At 75.5% G+C, this 16,584-nt stretch carries 19 protein-coding genes; 13 read left to right on the top strand and 6 right to left on the bottom strand.

From position 1 onward, the window contains the following. The first annotated feature begins 115 nt into the window (after positions 1–115). The gene (locus V1J52_RS05900) at positions 116–895 is read left to right on the top strand and encodes an LOG family protein (protein WP_330138515.1); all 780 of its coding nucleotides are present in this window, start codon (positions 116–118) and stop codon (positions 893–895) included. Positions 896–944: 49 nt separating this feature from the next. Here the strand turns inward: V1J52_RS05900 and folP are convergent, their stop codons facing one another. Further along, on the bottom strand, positions 945–1,805 hold the full coding sequence (gene folP / locus V1J52_RS05895; protein WP_330138514.1) for a dihydropteroate synthase: 861 nt from the start codon (positions 1,803–1,805) through the stop codon (positions 945–947). An 83-nt stretch (positions 1,806–1,888) separates the two neighbouring features. Here folP and V1J52_RS05890 point away from each other — a divergent pair, with 83 nt between their 5' ends. Both V1J52_RS05890 and V1J52_RS05885 read left to right on the top strand, forming a co-directional pair. After that, entirely contained in the window at positions 1,889–2,395 is a 507-nt protein-coding gene (locus V1J52_RS05890; protein WP_443075725.1) for a DivIVA domain-containing protein, read from the top strand. Next, positions 2,392–2,973, top strand: a complete 582-nt coding sequence (locus tag V1J52_RS05885) for a DNA-3-methyladenine glycosylase I (RefSeq protein ID WP_443075724.1) — start codon at positions 2,392–2,394, stop codon at positions 2,971–2,973. The genes V1J52_RS05890 and V1J52_RS05885 overlap by 4 nt, the downstream gene beginning before the upstream one ends. Before the next feature lie 45 nt (positions 2,974–3,018). On the opposite strand, the gene V1J52_RS05880 is transcribed toward V1J52_RS05885, so the two are convergent. Further along, the gene (locus V1J52_RS05880) at positions 3,019–3,807 is read right to left on the bottom strand and encodes an enoyl-CoA hydratase-related protein (RefSeq protein WP_330138513.1); all 789 of its coding nucleotides are present in this window, start codon (positions 3,805–3,807) and stop codon (positions 3,019–3,021) included. Positions 3,808–4,086: 279 nt separating this feature from the next. Here V1J52_RS05880 and V1J52_RS05875 point away from each other — a divergent pair, with 279 nt between their 5' ends. After that, a complete protein-coding gene (locus V1J52_RS05875) occupies positions 4,087–4,254 on the top strand; it encodes a DUF3117 domain-containing protein (RefSeq protein WP_219047977.1) in 168 nt (55 codons plus the stop codon). 100 nt (positions 4,255–4,354) lie between these two features. Here the strand turns inward: V1J52_RS05875 and V1J52_RS05870 are convergent, their stop codons facing one another. Next, positions 4,355–5,038, bottom strand: coding sequence for an O-methyltransferase (locus tag V1J52_RS05870; protein WP_330138512.1), 684 nt, complete (start codon positions 5,036–5,038; stop codon positions 4,355–4,357). A gap of 181 nt (positions 5,039–5,219) precedes the next feature. Between V1J52_RS05870 and sigE the strand changes: the two genes are divergently transcribed. The 5 genes from sigE to V1J52_RS05845 all read left to right on the top strand — a co-directional run bounded on the left by sigE (position 5,220) and on the right by V1J52_RS05845 (position 9,938). Further along, positions 5,220–6,005, top strand: coding sequence for an RNA polymerase sigma factor SigE (sigE, locus tag V1J52_RS05865; protein ID WP_330138511.1), 786 nt, complete (start codon positions 5,220–5,222; stop codon positions 6,003–6,005). After that, a complete protein-coding gene (locus V1J52_RS05860) occupies positions 6,002–6,898 on the top strand; it encodes an anti-sigma factor family protein (protein WP_330138510.1) in 897 nt (298 codons plus the stop codon). The genes sigE and V1J52_RS05860 overlap by 4 nt, the downstream gene beginning before the upstream one ends. Before the next feature lie 100 nt (positions 6,899–6,998). Then, positions 6,999–8,474, top strand: coding sequence for a S1C family serine protease (locus V1J52_RS05855; RefSeq protein ID WP_443075723.1), 1,476 nt, complete (start codon positions 6,999–7,001; stop codon positions 8,472–8,474). 122 nt (positions 8,475–8,596) lie between these two features. After that, the gene (locus tag V1J52_RS05850; RefSeq protein WP_330138509.1) at positions 8,597–9,094 is read left to right on the top strand and encodes a sec-independent translocase; all 498 of its coding nucleotides are present in this window, start codon (positions 8,597–8,599) and stop codon (positions 9,092–9,094) included. A gap of 166 nt (positions 9,095–9,260) precedes the next feature. After that, positions 9,261–9,938: a hypothetical protein gene (locus V1J52_RS05845; protein WP_330138508.1), complete on the top strand. Its 678-nt coding sequence runs from the start codon at positions 9,261–9,263 to the stop codon at positions 9,936–9,938. A 30-nt stretch (positions 9,939–9,968) separates the two neighbouring features. Here the strand turns inward: V1J52_RS05845 and V1J52_RS05840 are convergent, their stop codons facing one another. Beyond that, positions 9,969–11,126, bottom strand: a complete 1,158-nt coding sequence (locus V1J52_RS05840) for an Mrp/NBP35 family ATP-binding protein (protein ID WP_330138507.1) — start codon at positions 11,124–11,126, stop codon at positions 9,969–9,971. Positions 11,127–11,232: 106 nt separating this feature from the next. On the opposite strand from V1J52_RS05840, the gene V1J52_RS05835 reads away from it, so the two are divergent. Continuing rightward, positions 11,233–12,006 carry a hypothetical protein gene (locus tag V1J52_RS05835; protein ID WP_330138506.1) on the top strand — a complete coding sequence of 258 codons (774 nt, stop codon included), beginning with the start codon at positions 11,233–11,235 and terminating at the stop codon, positions 12,004–12,006. 37 nt (positions 12,007–12,043) lie between these two features. On the opposite strand, the gene V1J52_RS05830 is transcribed toward V1J52_RS05835, so the two are convergent. Further along, positions 12,044–12,592 (bottom strand): hypothetical protein, encoded by a 549-nt coding sequence (locus V1J52_RS05830; protein ID WP_330138505.1) that lies wholly within the window; start codon positions 12,590–12,592, stop codon positions 12,044–12,046. A 175-nt stretch (positions 12,593–12,767) separates the two neighbouring features. Between V1J52_RS05830 and V1J52_RS05825 the strand changes: the two genes are divergently transcribed. Beyond that, positions 12,768–13,781 carry a DMT family transporter gene (locus V1J52_RS05825; protein WP_330138844.1) on the top strand — a complete coding sequence of 338 codons (1,014 nt, stop codon included), beginning with the start codon at positions 12,768–12,770 and terminating at the stop codon, positions 13,779–13,781. Here the strand turns inward: V1J52_RS05825 and V1J52_RS05820 are convergent. Beyond that, complete coding sequence (locus tag V1J52_RS05820; RefSeq protein WP_330138504.1) at positions 13,759–14,877, bottom strand: magnesium and cobalt transport protein CorA; 1,119 nt, start codon at positions 14,875–14,877, stop codon at positions 13,759–13,761. The two genes, V1J52_RS05825 and V1J52_RS05820, sit on opposite strands and share 23 nt — an antisense overlap. A 380-nt stretch (positions 14,878–15,257) precedes the next feature. Between V1J52_RS05820 and V1J52_RS05815 the strand changes: the two genes are divergently transcribed. Next, entirely contained in the window at positions 15,258–15,884 is a 627-nt protein-coding gene (locus V1J52_RS05815; protein ID WP_330138503.1) for a suppressor of fused domain protein, read from the top strand. A gap of 43 nt (positions 15,885–15,927) precedes the next feature. Then, the gene (locus V1J52_RS05810) at positions 15,928–16,566 is read left to right on the top strand and encodes a DUF6758 family protein (RefSeq protein ID WP_330138502.1); all 639 of its coding nucleotides are present in this window, start codon (positions 15,928–15,930) and stop codon (positions 16,564–16,566) included. Positions 16,567–16,584: the final 18 nt, after the last annotated feature.

Genomic DNA, 16,584 nt, shown 5'->3' with positions numbered 1-16,584 from the left:
GCCCCGGAGCCCGGGCGACCGCTGCCGCGGCGGTGTCCGTACGCCCGGGATTCCGGTGCGCGACACCTCCACCTGCGTAGGCTGTGCCGACGTAACGCGGTGGAGGGAGCAGCACATGAGCAGCACGGCGCAGGAGAGGGGCCCGCAGCCCGGCCCGCAGGACGGGCCGCAGCCGGAGCGCGAGCCGCGCGAGCAGCACCTCGGCCCGGTCGTGCGCCGCCGCGGGCAGACGCTCGACGGGACGGCCGACCAGCGGCTGCTGGAGGCGCGCGGCCCCGGCGACTTCGTCCACCAGGACCCCTGGCGGGTGCTGCGCATCCAGTCCGAGTTCGTGGAGGGCTTCGGCGCGCTGGCCGAGATCGGGCCGGCCGTGAGCGTCTTCGGCTCGGCCAGGACGCACGAGGGCTCGCCCGAGTACGCGACGGGCATGGCGATCGGGCGGGCGCTGACCGAGGCCGGGTTCGCGGTGATCACCGGTGGCGGCCCCGGGGCGATGGAGGCGGCCAACCGGGGCGCGTCCGAGGCGGGCGGCACCTCGGTGGGGCTCGGCATCGAGCTGCCCTTCGAGCAGGGCCTGAACCAGTACGTCGACCTGGGCGTGAACTTCCGCTACTTCTTCGTGCGCAAGACCTGCTTCGTCAAGTACGCGCAGGGCTTCGTCGTCCTGCCCGGCGGTATGGGCACGCTGGACGAGCTGTTCGAGGCCATCACCCTGGTGCAGACGCGCAAGGTGACGCGCTTCCCGATCGTGCTCTACGGCTCGGCCTACTGGGAGGGCCTGCTCGGCTGGCTGCGCGACACGGTCGCCGCCGAGGGCAAGGTCTCACCCGGTGACCTGGACCTGATCCACCTCACCGACGACGTGGACGAGGCGGTCGCGCTCGTCACCAAGTGACGGCCCGCCCGCCCGCACAGCCCGCCCGGGCCCGCCCGCGCCCGCCCGCTCAGGCCAGCCCGCGCCGGGCGACGGCCGGGGGCCGGTGCCCGGCGATCGAGGCCACCATGTCCAGCACCTCCCGCGTCTCGGCCACCTCGTGCACCCGGTACACCCGGGCGCCGAGCCAGGCCGAGACGGCGGTGGTGGCCAGGGTGCCCAGCAGGCGCTCCTTCACCGGCCGGTCCAGCGTCTCCCCGACGAAGTCCTTGTTCGACAGCGAGACGAGCACGGGCCAGCCCGTCGCCGCCATCTCCGGGAGCCTGCGGGTCGCCTCCAGCGAGTGCCGGGTGGACTTGCCGAAGTCGTGCCCCGGGTCGATGAGCACCGACTCGCGCGGCACCCCGAGGGAGACGGCCCGCTCCGCGAGGCCCACGGTGGTGCGCAGGACGTCGGCCATCACGTCGTCGTACGCCACCCGGTGCGGACGGGTGCGCGGCTGCGCGCCGCCCGCGTGCGTGCACACCAGCCCCGCCCCGTACCGCGCCGCGACCTCCGCGAGGCGCGGGTCCACGCCGCCCCAGGCGTCGTTCAGCAGGTCCGCACCGGCCTCGCACACCGCTTCGCCGACCTCGTGCCGCCAGGTGTCCACACTGATGACGACGTCCGGGTGGCGCTCGCGGACCCGTGCCACGAACGAGGCCGTGCGGCGGATCTCCTCCGCCGTGCTGACCTCCTCGCCCGGCCCCGCCTTGACGCCGCCCACGTCCACGATCGCGGCGCCCTCGGCCACCGCCCGCTCCACGCGGGCGAGCGCCGGTGCGTCGCGGAAGGTGGCGCCTCGGTCGTAGAACGAGTCGGGGGTCCGGTTCACGATCGCCATGATCACCGGTTCGTGGCTCCCGAACTCCCGCCGTCCCAGCCGCAGCATCCGTCTCCCTCTCGCGCCGTCCCTCGGCCCGTCGCGCGCGCCCTGCCGCCGACCCTAGCCGTCGGCGGGACGTGGCACGATCAGTGCCGGACCGTATTGACCGCAAGGCCGGGGAGATCGCCGTGTTCTGGTTCCTGCTGCTCGCACTGCTGGTGGTGGTCGGCGCCCTCGTGCTGGCCGTGGTGGGGAGCGACGACGGCACCGGGCGCGCGCGCGGCGGGCTGAGCGACCCGGTGCCCGTCCAGGCGGCCGTGCCGCTGCCCCCGGAGCGGCCCGTGGGCCGTGCCGACGTGGCCGCGCTGCGCCTGCCCCTGGCCCTGCGGGGTTACCGGATGAGCGAGGTGGACGACGCCCTGGACCGGCTCGCCGCCGAGCTGGCCGAGCGGGACGCCCGCATCGCGGAGCTGGAGGCGGCGCTGGCCGGGGCGCAGGCCACCGCGCTGGGCCGCACGGACCTGCTGCCCGGGGCCGCGCACCACGGGCGGCCCGCGGCGGGGGCAGTGGAGGCGTCGGAGCCCGCCGGGCACCCGGAGGCGGCGGGCCAGTCCGGGCAGTCGGGCCAGCCGGACCAGGAGGAGGAGCAGCGGTGACGGACGCACCGGTGACGGACGCCGTGGCCGGGCCCGACGGCCTCCCGCGCTGCCCCTGGGGCGCCGGCCCGCCCGACTACACCGCCTACCACGACGCCGAGTGGGGCCGGGCCGTGCGCGGTGACGACGCGCTGTTCGAGCGGCTGTGCCTGGAGGCGTTCCAGTCCGGGCTGTCCTGGCTGACGATCCTGCGCCGCCGCGAGGGCTTCCGGGCGGCCTTCGCGGAATTCCGCATCGCGGAGGTCGCCCAGTTCGGCGCCGCCGACCGCGCCCGGCTGCTGGCGGACGCGGGCATCATCCGCAACCGGGCCAAGATCGACGCCGTGCTGGCCAACGCCCGGGTGCTCGACGCCTGGGGGCCGGGGGAGCTGGACGCCCTGGTGTGGTCCCACGCGCCCGGCCCGCGGCCCGCTCCGGCGCGCCTGGCCGACGTCCCGGCCAGCACCGCCGAGTCCGCGGCGCTGGCCGGCGCGCTCAAGCGCCGCGGACTGCGCTTCGTCGGCCCCATCACCGCCTACGCGCTGATGCAGGCGTGCGGCCTGGTCAACGACCACCTGGCCGACTGCGCCTACCGCTGACGCGCCCCGGCCCCCCCGGGACGGACGCGCCCCCGGCCCGCGCGGTCAGCGGCCGGTGAAGCGGGGCTGCTCCTTGCGCACGAACGCCTCCACCGCGATGCGGTGGTCCGCCGAGGCCCCCGCCGCGCGCTGGAGCGCGGCCTCCTTGTCGAGGGTCTGGGCCAGCGAGTGCGAGGCCCCGAAGGCGAGCGCCTCCTTCATCGCGGCGTAGGCGGCCGTCGGTCCCGCGGCCAGCTTCCGGGCCACGGCCCCGGCCTCGGCGGCCAGTTCCGCGGCCGGGACGACACGGTGGGCGAGCCCCAGCTCCAGCGCCTCGGCGGCCTTGACGGTGCGGGGGAACAGCAGGAGGTCGGCAGCGCGGGCCGGGCCGACCAGGCGCGGCAGCGTCCAGGCCATCCCGGAGTCGGTGGACAGGGCCACCCCGGCGAACGCGGTGCTGAAGGCCGCCGTGTCCGCGATCACCCGGTAGTCCGCGGCGAAGGCGAAGCCCGCTCCCGCCCCGGCGGCGACGCCGTTCACGGCGGCCACCACCGGCTTGGGCATGCCCGCGATGGCCAGCGTGATGGGGTTGTAGTGCTCCTCGACGGTGCGCAGCGCGTCGCCGCCGCCCGCCTGGAGGATGCCGACGTGCTCCTTGAGGTCCTGGCCCACGCAGAAGGCGCGGCCCGTGGCCGTCAGCAGCACGGCGCGCACGGCGTCGTCGGCCGCCGCCTCCCGCAGGGCGTCCCGCAGCGTCTCCTTCAGCTCGGTGTCCAGCGCGTTCATCGCGTCGGGGCGGTTGAGGGTGAGGGTCGCGAGCCCCTCGGTCAGGTCGTAGCGCACGGTGTCGGCCATGCGCCCAGCATGGCGGAGATCACCGGGCACCGACATACGGACCCCGGTGTGACCTGCGTCAAACCGGCGGGGCACCGCCCGGCCGGAGGATTGCCGCCCGATCGCCGTATTGGGCGGTTTTGCGTGGTCAGCTCCTTGAGGATATGCCGACCGATGTTGGTCATCGGGTCACGGGATGCGGGATAATGGCCAGGAAGCAATCTGTTCGACGCCGGTGACACGTGCCTTTGCAGGGGGCCGTCGGCTGACGATGAGCTGGTTTCAGGAAGGGGAACGAGCATGGCGGCCATGAAGCCGCGGACGGGTGACGGCCCGCTCGAGGTGACCAAGGAGGGGCGGGGCATCATCATGCGCGTTCCGCTCGAAGGCGGTGGGCGGCTCGTGGTCGAGCTGACCCCCGACGAGGCGGTCGCTCTGGGCGAGGAGATCAAGAAGGTCTGCGACTGAAACTCCCCAGCCGGTACCGGTGAACCGCCGCCGCCCCCGCACGCGCGTCGCGCGCCTGCGGGGGCGGCGGCGTACCGGCTCCGCTCGGCCCCGGGCGGGCTCAGCCGCGCTTGACCGCGCACAGGAGACCGTCCCCGACCGGGAGCAGCGAGGACAGCAGCCCGTGGCTGTCCCGCACGGTGCGCAGCAGCTCGCGCAGCGCCAGCACCTCGCCCGGCTGCGCGCCCGAGTCCACGGTGCGGCCGTCGGCGAAGACCCCTTCGAAGCACACCAGCCCGCCGGGCCGCAGCAGGCGCAACGATTCACCGAGGTAGGAGGGGTACTCGGACCGGTCGCCGTCGCAGAAGACGAGGTCGTAGCCGCCGTCGGCGAGCCGCGGCAGCACGTCCAGCGCCTTGCCGGGGATGAACCGCGCCCGGTTCCCGGCGAATCCGGCGGCGCGGAACGCCTGCCGGGCGAACTGCTGGCACTCCGGCTCGGTGTCCACCGTCGTCAGCACCCCGTCGGGGCGCATGCCGTGCAGCAGGTGCAGTCCGGAGACGCCGGTGCCGGTGCCGATCTCGGCGACCGCCTTGGCGTCGGTGACGGCGGCCAGCAGCCGCAGCGCCGCCCCGGTGCCGTCGGAGACCGGCCGCAGCCCCGCGTCCCTGCCCCGGTCACGGGCCCAGGACAGGGCGGCGTGCACCGCGCTGTCGGGGTTCTCCCCGCCGTACGCATCGGCGAACGCCCAGCTCGTCAGCCGGTTGCCGGTAATCTCCCTCTCCTGTCCCCGTGGACCACGCAACCGTGACTGTATCCGCTGCCCCGGGAACCCGCTGATGGCACCGCGCGTTGAAGGGGGCAGGTGAGGCGGGGGCGATCGCGGGCAGGCGCACGGCGGGCCCCCGATCAGCGCGCCGCCGCCGCACCCGAGAACCGAAAAGCAGGTCAAAGATGCTTATCCGGAACTAACGGGCGAGGTGGCTATGGTAGGGGCTCCACTGGACACCACCAGAGCCACAAGGGGAGGTGCGGCTCCATGCGGTGACCGGGGGGTGCTGAGGTACTTCCGCAGGTCGTCCGCCGAGCCACCATCCGTGACCGACACCGCTGACCACCGCCGGGCCACCGACTCCGCATCCGCCGCCGTGCCCGCCGCGCGGGCCACCTTCGCCACTGATGCGGACAGCCAGGCGTGGACTCCCCCTTCCTGGGAGGAGATCGTCAGCACCCACAGCGCACGGGTCTACCGCCTCGCCTACCGGCTGACCGGCAACCAGCACGACGCCGAGGACCTCACCCAGGAGGTCTTCGTGCGCGTCTTCCGCTCGCTGTCCACCTACACGCCCGGCACCTTCGAGGGCTGGCTGCACCGCATCACCACGAACCTGTTCCTGGACATGGTCCGCCGCAAGCAGCGCATCCGGTTCGACGCCCTCGCCGACGACGCCGCCGAGCGGCTGCCCAGCCGCGAGCCGTCGCCGCAGCAGCACTTCAACGACACTCACTTCGACGCCGACGTGCAGCAGGCCCTGGACACCCTGGCGCCCGAGTTCCGCGCCGCCGTGGTGCTGTGCGACATCGAGGGCCTGTCCTACGAGGAGATCGCCGCGACGCTCGGTGTGAAGCTCGGCACCGTGCGCAGCCGCATCCACCGGGGCCGCTCCCACCTGCGCAAGGCGCTCCAGCACCGCTCGCCCACGCGGCGCGGCGCCCGCCGCGCGCCGGCCACCGTGCCGGCCGGGCTGCCGGGGGAGGGCGGTGGCGCATGAGCGGCACCACCGGGCCCGCCAGGGCCGAACACCACCTCGGCGACCGGCTCGCCGCCCTCGTCGACGGCGAACTCGGCCACGAGGAGCGCGAGCGGGTGCTCGCGCACCTGGCCACCTGCTGCGGCTGCAAGGACGAGGCCGAGGCGCAGCGGCGGATCAAGAACCTCTTCGCCGTGGCCGCACCCCCCCTGCCCTCGGACGGGCTGCTCGCCCGGCTCCAGGCACTGCCCGCCACCGTGGACGAGGGCGGCGGCCCGGCCGGTGACGACGCCGCGGAACCCCGCGCCGGCCGGCCGCCGCGCCCCGCGCTGTCCGTGCTGCCCGGCGGGGACGCGTCCGGCGGCCTGCTCACCCCGCAGCGCGGGTTCCGGGTGCACCGCACGCCCGAGCCGGAGCGGGTGGCGGCGGCCGCGTCCCGGGGCAGGCGGTTCGCGTTCGCCGCGGCGGGCGCCGTCTCGCTGGCGGCCGTCGCGCTCGGCGGTGCCCTCGGCACGGCCGCGACCACCGGCGGCTCCACGGCGAACGCGGGCGGCCCCGGCACGGCTCCGCTGCGGCCCACGGCCGGCGTCGAACGCCCCACGGACCGCCGCAACGAGCCGTCCGGCCCCGGTGTCGTCCCGCTGGGGCGGGGCACGGGTCTCAGCGCCGCGTCCAGCGGACCCACCGGCTCCGCCGCCGCAGCGCCCCGGCTGACGCCGGTGCTGCCCGGGGCCGCGGCGCCCTACGCCTCCTCCCCGCACCTGGGGCCGCTGCGCCCGGCGCGCGTCCCGGCCGCGCACGCGCCGGGGACGCCCCTGGCCCTGGCCCCGCCGCCGACGCTGCGGACGACCGCTGTGAAGCGGCCCTCCCCGGCACCCGGGACGACGCCGATGGCTGTTTCCCACCGCCCCTGAGCCGCGGCCACTGCGCGCTGTCCGGCGTACCTGGTTCAATGCAGGGCGTCGACGCAGGGCGCGGGCCGGGCCCGCGGCACGAGGGTGAGTGTGGGGCGAGATGACCATGGAGGACGCGGCGGAGGGCGCCGGGACGAAGCCGACGTGGTGGAGCCGTCCGCGCCCGGCCCCGGCGGCGGGCACCCCGCGCCCCGCCCCGCTGCACGGGGAGGACCCGTACGCCACGCCGCCCTACGGCGACCTCGGCCCGTGGTCCCCGGCGCCGCCCGTCCAGCGCCCCCGGCCCACCGCCCCGGTGCCCCCGCCCCCGGGCGCCCCTCCCGCAGCGGCGGCCCCGGCGCCGGCTCCTTCCGCACCGGCGCCGGGCAGCCCCGCACCGGCCGCTGCCGCGCGCGGCGGGGCGGGGTGGCGGGGGTACGACCCGTGGGCCGGGCCTCCGGCCCGCCCCGCGCCGGAGGCCCGCCCGGAGGCCGGGCGCCCCCGGCGGCGCCGCCTGGTGTCGGGGGCCGTCCTGCTGGCCCTGCTGGCGGGCGGCGCGGGCGGCGTCTTCGGGGCGTACCTCGAACGCACCGGCGGCCTGGGCACGGTGACGCTGCCGCAGGCCCCGCCGGAGTCCGCCGAGCGGCCCGCCGACAGCGTGGCGGGCATCGCCGCAGCCACCCTGCCCGGCGTGGTCACCCTGCACGTGCGCGGTGCGGGTTCCCAGGGCACGGGCACCGGCTTCGTGCTGGACGAGCGCGGCCACATCCTCACCAACCACCACGTGGTGAGCCCCGCGGAGGAGGGCGGCCGGATACAGGTCACCTTCAGCAGCGGTGAGACGGCCGGTGCCCGGCTGATCGGCGGGGACAGCGGCTACGACCTGGCCGTGGTCAAGGTGGACGGGGTCTCGGGCCTGCGGCCGCTGCCGCTGGGCGACTCCGACACGGTCCAGGTCGGTGACCCGGTCGTGGCCATCGGCGCGCCCTTCGACCTGGCGGGCACCGTCACTTCCGGCATCATCAGCGCCAAGGAGCGTCCCATCACGGCGGGCGGCGAGCGGGGCGCGAGCGACATCGCCTACGTGGACGCCCTCCAGACGGACGCCCCGATCAACCCGGGCAACTCCGGCGGCCCGCTGGTGGACGCCAGGGGCCGGGTCATCGGCGTGAACAGCGCGATCCGCTCGGTCGAGGGCACGCCGGGCGGCGACGCCCAGGGCGGCTCGATCGGTCTCGGTTTCGCCATACCGATCAACCAGGGCAAGCGCGTGGCCGAGGAGCTGATCAACACCGGCCGGGCCACCCACCCGGTGATCGGCGTCAGCGTGGACATGTCCTACACCGGGGAGGGCGCCCTGGTCGGCGTGCCGGACGGCGACCGTCCCGCCGTCGTGCCCGGTGGACCGGCCGACCAGGCGGGGATCGAGGACGGCGACGTCATCACCGCCGTGGACGACGCCCTGGTCCGCACCGGCGAGGAGCTGATCGTCAAGATCCGCAGCCACCGGCCGGGCGACGCGCTGGCGTTGACCGTCCGCAGAGCGGAGGAGGAGCTGACGGTCACTGTGACGTTGGGCACCGCGAGCGGGGGATGAGCGATCGTGGCTGCGGGCCGCTCCCGGGGAGGGGCCCCGGCCAGGTACCGTGACGTACTGGGCGAGTGAGCCCCACACGCAGGGGTCTGGGCGGTCCCGGACGGAGCTGGAGGAGCGGCACAGTGTTCATGGACATAGGGGCCCTCGAATTCGCGGTGCTGTTCATCCTGGCCGTACTGCTCTTCGGCCCCGAGAAGCTGCCCAAGCTGATCCAGGACGTGGCCGGGTTCATCCGCAAGGTGCGGCAGTTCTCGGACACCGCCAGGGACGACATCCGCAAGGAGCTGGGCCCCGACTACCAGGACTTCGAGTTCCAGGACCTGCACCCCAAGCGGTTCGCCCAGAAGCACCTGATGGGCAACGACGAGCTGGGCCTGAAGGAACTGCGCAACTCGCTCGACATCCGCGAGGACCTGCGCGAGTTCGACGTGCGCAAAGAGCTGGCCGAGGTCACCGACGCGGTGAACGGCAACGGCGCGCCGGGCCCCGTCCCGGCGGCGGGCGCGACCCCGGCGGGGGTCCCCTCGGCGGACGCCTCCCCCGCCGTGCCCGACCTGCTGCGCAAGAAGGACGCCTCCACCGGGGACGGTCCGCCGCCCTTCGACGCGGACGCCACCTGACCGGTCCTTTCACCTGGTCAACTGATCCCTGATCGGACCCGGCTTCCCCGGGTAGTTATCCTCCCTGTGTCCGGGAACGTGCCGCGCGTGAGCGCGGAACCGCTCCCGGGCCCGGGGCGGCCGGCACCGGCACCCCCGGCAGGACCGGCGAGGAGGCGTGGCGCAGATGGAGAGCACCAGACGGGTGGCACCGGCTCAGGCGTACGCACCGGCCCCGTCCGCCGCGCACCGCGGCGTCGAGGGGTACCTGATGGCAGCCTTCCCCTGGTACGGCCTGGACGAGGCGTTCAGCGGGCCGCGCTGGCTCATGCAGGTCGGCGCGGCGGCGGACGGCACGGTCGAGCACGGGGCCACCGGCCACGGCGAGGAGCCGTCGATGCGGACGGAGACGGAGCCCGACGAGCAGCGCTTCACCGTCGTGGTGACGGTGGCCAGCCGTCCGCCGCGGCAGAGCGCGGACGGCACCGGGATGCTGGAGGCGACGTCCGTCTCCTCGGCGGCCTGGCTGGCCGGTTCGGGGCTGCTGTCGCGCACCTGGCCCACCCACATGGAGCGGGCCCTGCGCCAGGAGTGGCTGGACCAGCAGACCGCCGTCGCCTGGGACCTGGCCGACCAGCTCGGCGACGGCGCTGCCGAGGGCTGGACGGCGCTGACCCTGCCGGTCGACGGCGTCCCGACGCCGTTCCACTACCGCGAGTCCGCCTACGGCTGGGTGCTCGCGGGCACGGCCCCGGAGGACGTCCACATCGGTGCCTACGGGCGCGGGATGAGCGCCTACGGGCTCGGCTTCTCCGTGGTGAAGGACATAACCGGCTACGCCGCCCCGGCCGCGGGCGGGCGCTGAGCCGCGCCCCGCCCGGGACGGCCGAGGGCGTCAGAACTTGTTGCGCGGCGTGAGCGCCAGCGACATGCCCTGGAGGCCGCGCTGCCGCCCGCCCAGCTTGCCCGCCACCGCACGGATGGCCGCGCCCGCGGGCGACTCGGGGTCGGTCAGCACGATGGGCTTGCCCTCGTCGCCGCCCTCGCGCAGCCGCACGTCGATCGGGATGGACCCGAGCACCGGCACGGTGGTGCCGGTGGTGCGCGACAGCCCCTCGGCGACCCGCTCGCCGCCGCCCGTGCCGAACACGTCCACCATCTCGTCGCAGTGCGGGCACGGCAGCCCGGACATGTTCTCCACGACGCCGACGATCTTCTGGTGCGTCTGCACCGCGATCGAACCGGCCCGCTCCGCCACCTCGGCGGCGGCCTGCTGCGGCGTGGTGACGACGAGGATCTCGGCGTTGGGGATGAGCTGCGCCACGGAGATGGCGATGTCACCGGTGCCCGGCGGCAGGTCGAGCAGCAGCACGTCCAGGTCGCCCCAGTAGACGTCCGCGAGGAACTGCTGGAGCGCGCGGTGCAGCATCGGCCCGCGCCACACCACCGGGGCGTTGCCCGGGGTGAACATGCCGATGGAGATGACCTTCACGCCGTGCGCCGACGGCGGCATGATCATGTCCTCGACCTGGGTCGGGCGGCCGTCGGTCCCCAGCATGCGCGGTACCGAGTGGCCGTAGATGTCGGCGTCCACGACGCCCACCTTCAGGCCGTCGGCGGCCATCGCCGCCGCGAGGTTCACGGTGACGGACGACTTGCCCACGCCGCCCTTGCCGGAGGCCACGCAGTACACGCGGGTCAGCGAGTTCGGCTGGGCGAACGGCACCTCCCGCTCCGCCTGGCCGCCGCGCAGGGTGCTGGCCAGCTCCCTGCGCTGCTCGTCGCTCATCACGTCCAGCTCGACGGACACGCCCGTGACGCCCTCGACGGCGCTCACGGCCTCGGTGACCCGGGAGGTGATCGTCTCCCGCATCGGACAGCCGGAGACGGTCAGGTACACGCCGACGGCGACCGAGCCGTCCGCGGCGACGTCGACCGACTTCACCATGCCCAGGTCGGTGATCGGGCGGTGGATCTCGGGGTCGTTCACCGTCGCGAGGGCGGCGCGCACCGCCTCCTCGGCGGGGGCGGGTCCGTACGTGTCGGTAGCCATACGACGATGGTACGGCGCCCGTCCCCGTAGCAGGACCGGCAGGGGGCGCCGCCGGAGGGCGGTAGGGTGCCGTTGCCACGCCCCGAGGCCCCGGAGGAACGCCGACGTGCCAGCCGCCACCCACCGCTTCCGCTTCGTCAGGACGGCTGCGACGGGCGCGGTCGGCGCGGGACTCGTGGCGGTCCTCACCGCCTGCGGCACCGAGGACCCGGATGCGGGCACCAACGGCGTGGGCAAGCTGCCGGCCGCGCAGGTCGAGGAGCGGGCGCTGCGCGCCGCCGACGCGGCCGGCGCCGTCCGGCTCACCGGCACCCTCGTCAGCGAGGGCCGCACCTACCGCCTGGACATGCGCCTCAAGGACAACGGCGGCATCGGCGAGGTCTCCGCCGCGGGCGGCGCGCGGTTCGAGCTGCTGCGCGTCGGGGAGGACCTCTACCTCAAGGCGGACGCCGCGTTCTGGACGCAGCAGGGCGACGAGGACGGGGAGCCGTCCGCCGCCGACCGCGAGGCGGCGGGCAAGCTGGACGGCAAGTACGTGAAGGTGCCGCCGGGCGACCCCGCCTACGCGCAGCTCAGCGGCTTCACCGAGAAGGACGTGCTGCTGGACGGCGTCCTGGCGCTGAGCGGGGAGCGGGCGAAGGGGGAGCGCGGCGAGGTGGACGGGGTGCGCACGGTACGGGTCACCGCGGGCGGCGGCGTGCTGGACGTCTCCCTGGACGGCAAACCGTTCCCGCTGCGCCTGGAGCGCGCCGGGGACACCGGCGTCCTGACGATGGCCGACTGGGGCAAGCAGTTCTCGCTGCGGGCCCCGCAGGAGGACCAGATCGTCGACTACGGCAAGGAGATCTCCACCCAGGGCGGGGAGGCACCCCCCGGGTAGGGAGGGCGTCCGCCGCCCGCGCGTCCGGTGCCCGGCGTCAGTCCCGTGCGGCCCGGCCCCGGCGGAACAGCAGCTTCGGCAGCCCGGCGGGGGCGGGGCGCCGCGTCGTGACCGGGGTCGGCAGCGGGGCCGCGGCCGCCCGGCCGTCCGGCATCGCCCCGGGACGCTGTCCGGCCGCCCCGGCCGGTGCCAGGCGCAGCAGCCGGCACTCGCGCGCCCAGCGCTCGGTGACCTGCTCGTAGTCGGGCGCGTTGAGCCGCTTGCCCCGCAGCTCCTCGGCCGCCGCCGCCCAGGCGGCGCCGCCCGGCTCCAGCTCGGTCACGTGCGCGGGCCAGGCCACCAGCCGCCCGCCCTTGTCCTTGCTGCGGGCGCTGACGGTGGCCGTGCCGCCGTCGCGCAGCCCGAGGCCCTCCAGCGGCTGTTCCAGGGGGCCGTCCCCCACGAGGCAGACGGCGCCGTCGTGCCAGACGTGCCACAGCGCGCGCGCCGGGCCCTGCGGCCCGCGCACCCACACGAGGGCGGACTTCTTCGCGGCCTCCTCGATGAGGGCCCGCTCGAACAGGGCGTCGGGGGCGGTCTCGGTCATGCGCCGACCCTACCGCGCCGCCGCACCACCGCGGCCGGGCGCACGCGGGCGCGGGGAAGCGGGCCGGACCGGGGGAGGGGTCAGTACCACCGCGGTTCCACGCGCCTTACGCTGGAGTCCGTCAGTCACCCGTCGGAAGGAGCGCCCGGTGCGCAGTGCGGAGCGAGGCCGTCCCCTGACCGCCTCCGCGGTGGGGGCCGGGCGCCGGCACGGCCACGGACCGGACCTGTTCCTGCTGGCCGTCGCCGTCTCGGGCATCTCGTTGTCCGCCCCGCTGATCGCGGCCACCGCCGCCCCGGCTCTGGCCATAGCGTTCTGGCGCAACGCCATGGCCGTCGGGGTGCTGGCCCCGGTCGCGCTGCTGCGGCACCGCGCGGAGCTGCGCGGCCTCAGCCGCCGTACCGTGCTGCTGTCCGGGGCCGCCGGGCTGCTGCTCGCCCTGCACTTCGCCCTGTGGCTGCCCAGCCTCCACATGACGTCCGTCGCCTCCTCCACGGCCCTGGTGACCACCACCCCGATCTGGACCACGGTCCTGCTGAGGCTGCGCGGCCACCGGCAGTCGGCCGGGGTGTGGACGGGCACGGCGGTGGCGTTCGCCGGCGTGCTGCTCCTGACCGGCGTGGACCTCTCGCTGTCCCCGCGCGCCCTGGCCGGGGACGCCCTGGCCCTGGCCGGCGGCATGGCGGCCGCGGGTTACGTGCTCCTGGGGGCCGAGGTGCGCCGGACGGCCACCACCACCGCGTACACCTTCGTCTGCTACGGCACGACGGCACTGGTGCTGCTGGTCGCCTGCCTGCTCAGCGGGAGTGACCTGGGCGGCGGCTACAGCGGGCAGACGTGGCTGAAACTGGCCGTGCTCACCGTGGCCGCACAGCTCCTGGGCCACTCGCTGCTCAACCGCGTCGTGCACGGACTCGGCCCGTCGGTGACCTCCACCGCCATCCTGCTGGAGACGCCGGGGGCCGCGCTGATCGCCGCGCTCTGGCTCGGCCAGACCCCGCCCGCCGTGGCCTACCCGGCGCTCGGCGTGATCCTCGCCGGGCTGCTGCTGGTGCTGCGCGCCCCGGGCGCCGCCCCGGCCGCGGGCGGACCCGAGGAGGCGGTGACGACGGCCGCGGGTGCGGGCGGCAGGAAGAGCGGCGAGGGGGGCACCGCGGCGCCGGGCGCTACAGCCAGCCGTTCCGCTTGAAGCCCCGGTGGATCGCGGCGCAGATGGAGACGATGACGACCATGACGGCCGGATAGCCGTACGTCCACTCGGTCTCCGGCATGTGGTCGAAGTTCATGCCGTAGACCCCGGCGATCATCGTCGGCACCGCGAAGATCGCCGCCCAGGCGGTGATCTTGCGCATGTCCTCGTTCTGCGCGACGGTCGCCTGCGCCAGGTTCGCCTGGAGGATGGAGTTGAGCAGGTCGTCGAAGGCGAGCACCTGCTCGTTCACCCGTGCCAGGTGGTCGGCGACGTCCCGGAAGTACGTCTGGATGTCGGGGTCGATGACCCGCATCGGCCGCTCGCTCAGCTGGAGCATCGGGCGCAGCAGCGGTGACACCGCCCGCTTGAACCCGAGCACCTCGCGCTTGAGCTGGTAGATCCGGCCCGCCTCACCGCCGCCGCGGGTCTCGGAGAAGACGTCGATCTCCACGTCGTCGATGTCGTCCTGCACCGCGTCGGCCACGGCCAGGTACCCGTCGACGGCCTGGTCGGCGATGGCGTGCAGGACGGCGGACGGCCCCTTGGCCAGCAGCTCCGGATCGTCCTCCAGCCGGTGCCGCAGCCCGCGCAGCGAGCCCTGCGCCCCGTGCCGGACGGTGATGATGTAGTCGGAGCCGGTGAAGCACATCACCTCGCCCGTCTCGACCACCTGGCTGCCCGCGGCGCGGTCGGCGCCGGCCCGGTAGTGGATGGTCTTGATGACCGTGAACAGGGAGTCGTCGTACCGCTCCAGCTTCGGCCGCTGGTGCGCGTGGACCGCGTCCTCCACGGCCAGCGGGTGCAGGCCGAAGTCGCGCGCGATGCCCGCGAACTCCTCCCCGGTCGGCTCGTGCAGCCCGATCCACACGAACGCGGCGGCCTCCCGGCCCTCCGGGCCGCGTACCCGTTCCAGGGCCTCGCCGGGCGCGAACCGCTCGTGGTCGCGGCGGCCGTCGCGGTACACGCCGCAGTCCACGACCGCGCTGGAGGCGGCCGTGCCGCCGGCGGGCTCGTAGGGCCCCGCCGTCAGGCCGCGGCGGAAGGGGCGCCGGGCGGGGCGTACGGCGGCCCGCAGATCACGGATCATCGACATGCTGGGCTCCCTCGCGGGCTGTCACGCGGAATGAGCCGTCAGCGGCGGACTGCTGTCGGGCACGGCGCGCCGGGCAAAGGGGCCGGTGGGGTCCGCCCGGGGCCGCGCGGGACGCGGGACACGAGGGGTACGCCGTCGGAGGGCTTCGCGCGGGGCGCCGTCAGCAGGGCCGCTGCCGGAGTGGGGACGGGCTGCTACTGCACGGTCGGCTGGGATCCATGTCCGCCCCCACCTCCTCCGGCCGGCCCCCGCGGGGGAAAGATTCGGTACCTGCCCTTGACAGTCGGTCAACCGTAGCACTCGACTCCCGGCTTCCCACCCTCCCGGGCCCGGAACAGCCGTCTTCTTTGCCCAACGGATACGCGGCCTAAACTCGCCACATGACTGACGTTCGTGAACGGGTCGAAGCCCGGCTGCGGAGCGCGCTCGGCGCCCCCGACGCCCGGGCCGCCGTGACCTTCCTCGGCACCGACCGGATCGAAGTCCTGCGCTTCGTGGACCCCGGCCCCGGCGCGGGGACGCCGCCCGGCGCGGACGGCCGTCCCGTGGTGCGCTACGCCACCCTCGGCATGTCCACCGCCCCCATGACCGACCCGGCCGCCGCCCTCGCCGACCCCGAGCGCGGCCCGCGCGCCGAACTGGTCCTGTCGGTCCGGCCCGGAGCGGCCGACACCGACCAGGTGCTGCGCCCCCTGGCCGTCCTGGCCGCCTCCCCGCAGGTCGAGGGCGTCGTCGTGGCGCCCGGCGCCTCCCTGGACGTCGGGGAGCCGCTGTGGCCCGGCGCGCCGTTCACCTCCGTGCTGGTGGCCGAACCGGGCGGCCTGGTCGAGGACCTGCAGCTGGACGCGCCGCGCGAGCCCGTCCGCTTCCTGCCGCTCCTGCCGATGACGCCCGCCGAGGCCGCCTGGAAGCGGGTGCACGGCGCGCAGGCGCTTGAGGAGCGCTGGCTCGCCCACGGAACCGACCTGCGCGACCCCTCCCGCACGGCGGTACCCCTGACCGGGTGATCGTCCTTGACGAAGCCCGCGCGGGGGAGCACCGTGGTGCGTCATGAGGGGCGAACCCAGTTGCCCGAAGTGCGGTGGCAGGGTGCGGGCACCCGGCCTCTTCGCCGATTCCTGGCAGTGCGACGCACACGGCACCGTGCACCCGCTCCAGCCGGTGGTGCCGCCCAGCGTCGAGGCGCTCGGCGTGGTGATGGGCCGTACCCAGGTGCCCGTGTGGATGCTGTGGCCGCTGCCCGTCGGCTGGCTGTTCACCGGGGTCGCGTGCGCCGGTGACGACCGCAGCGGCGGCCGGGCCACCGCCGTCGCCTGCTCCGGGCCGGGGCCGCTGGGCGGCCCGGGGGAGCTGCTGCTGATCGCCGAGGAGCTGGGGGTCGGGCTCGGCGCCCGGTACGCGGGCGTGGCCGGCCCGGATCCGGGCCCCGGCCTGGACGTCTCCGGGCCGCCGGTCGCCAAGGTGATGGCGGCGGGACGGCCCACCCCGCTGTGGCAGGTCACCGACGCCCCCGACGACCGCGCGGTGTTCGCCGGGGAGGCGTGCGGGCTGTGGCTGTGGGCGGTCGCCTGGCCCGGCGAGTCCGGCATGCTCCTCTACGACGAGCTGGTGCTCACCGACCTGCGCGACGCCGGAGCCGAGGTGGACCTCGTGCCGTGCGGCGCCCTGTCCCCCCGCATCCTGGGCTGAGGCGGCTCCCGGGGGCGC

It is taken from the genome of Streptomyces solitudinis (assembly GCF_036323765.1).
GTDB lineage: Bacteria > Actinomycetota > Actinomycetes > Streptomycetales > Streptomycetaceae > Streptomyces.
This window is presented reverse-complemented; position numbering and strand designations above follow the sequence as displayed.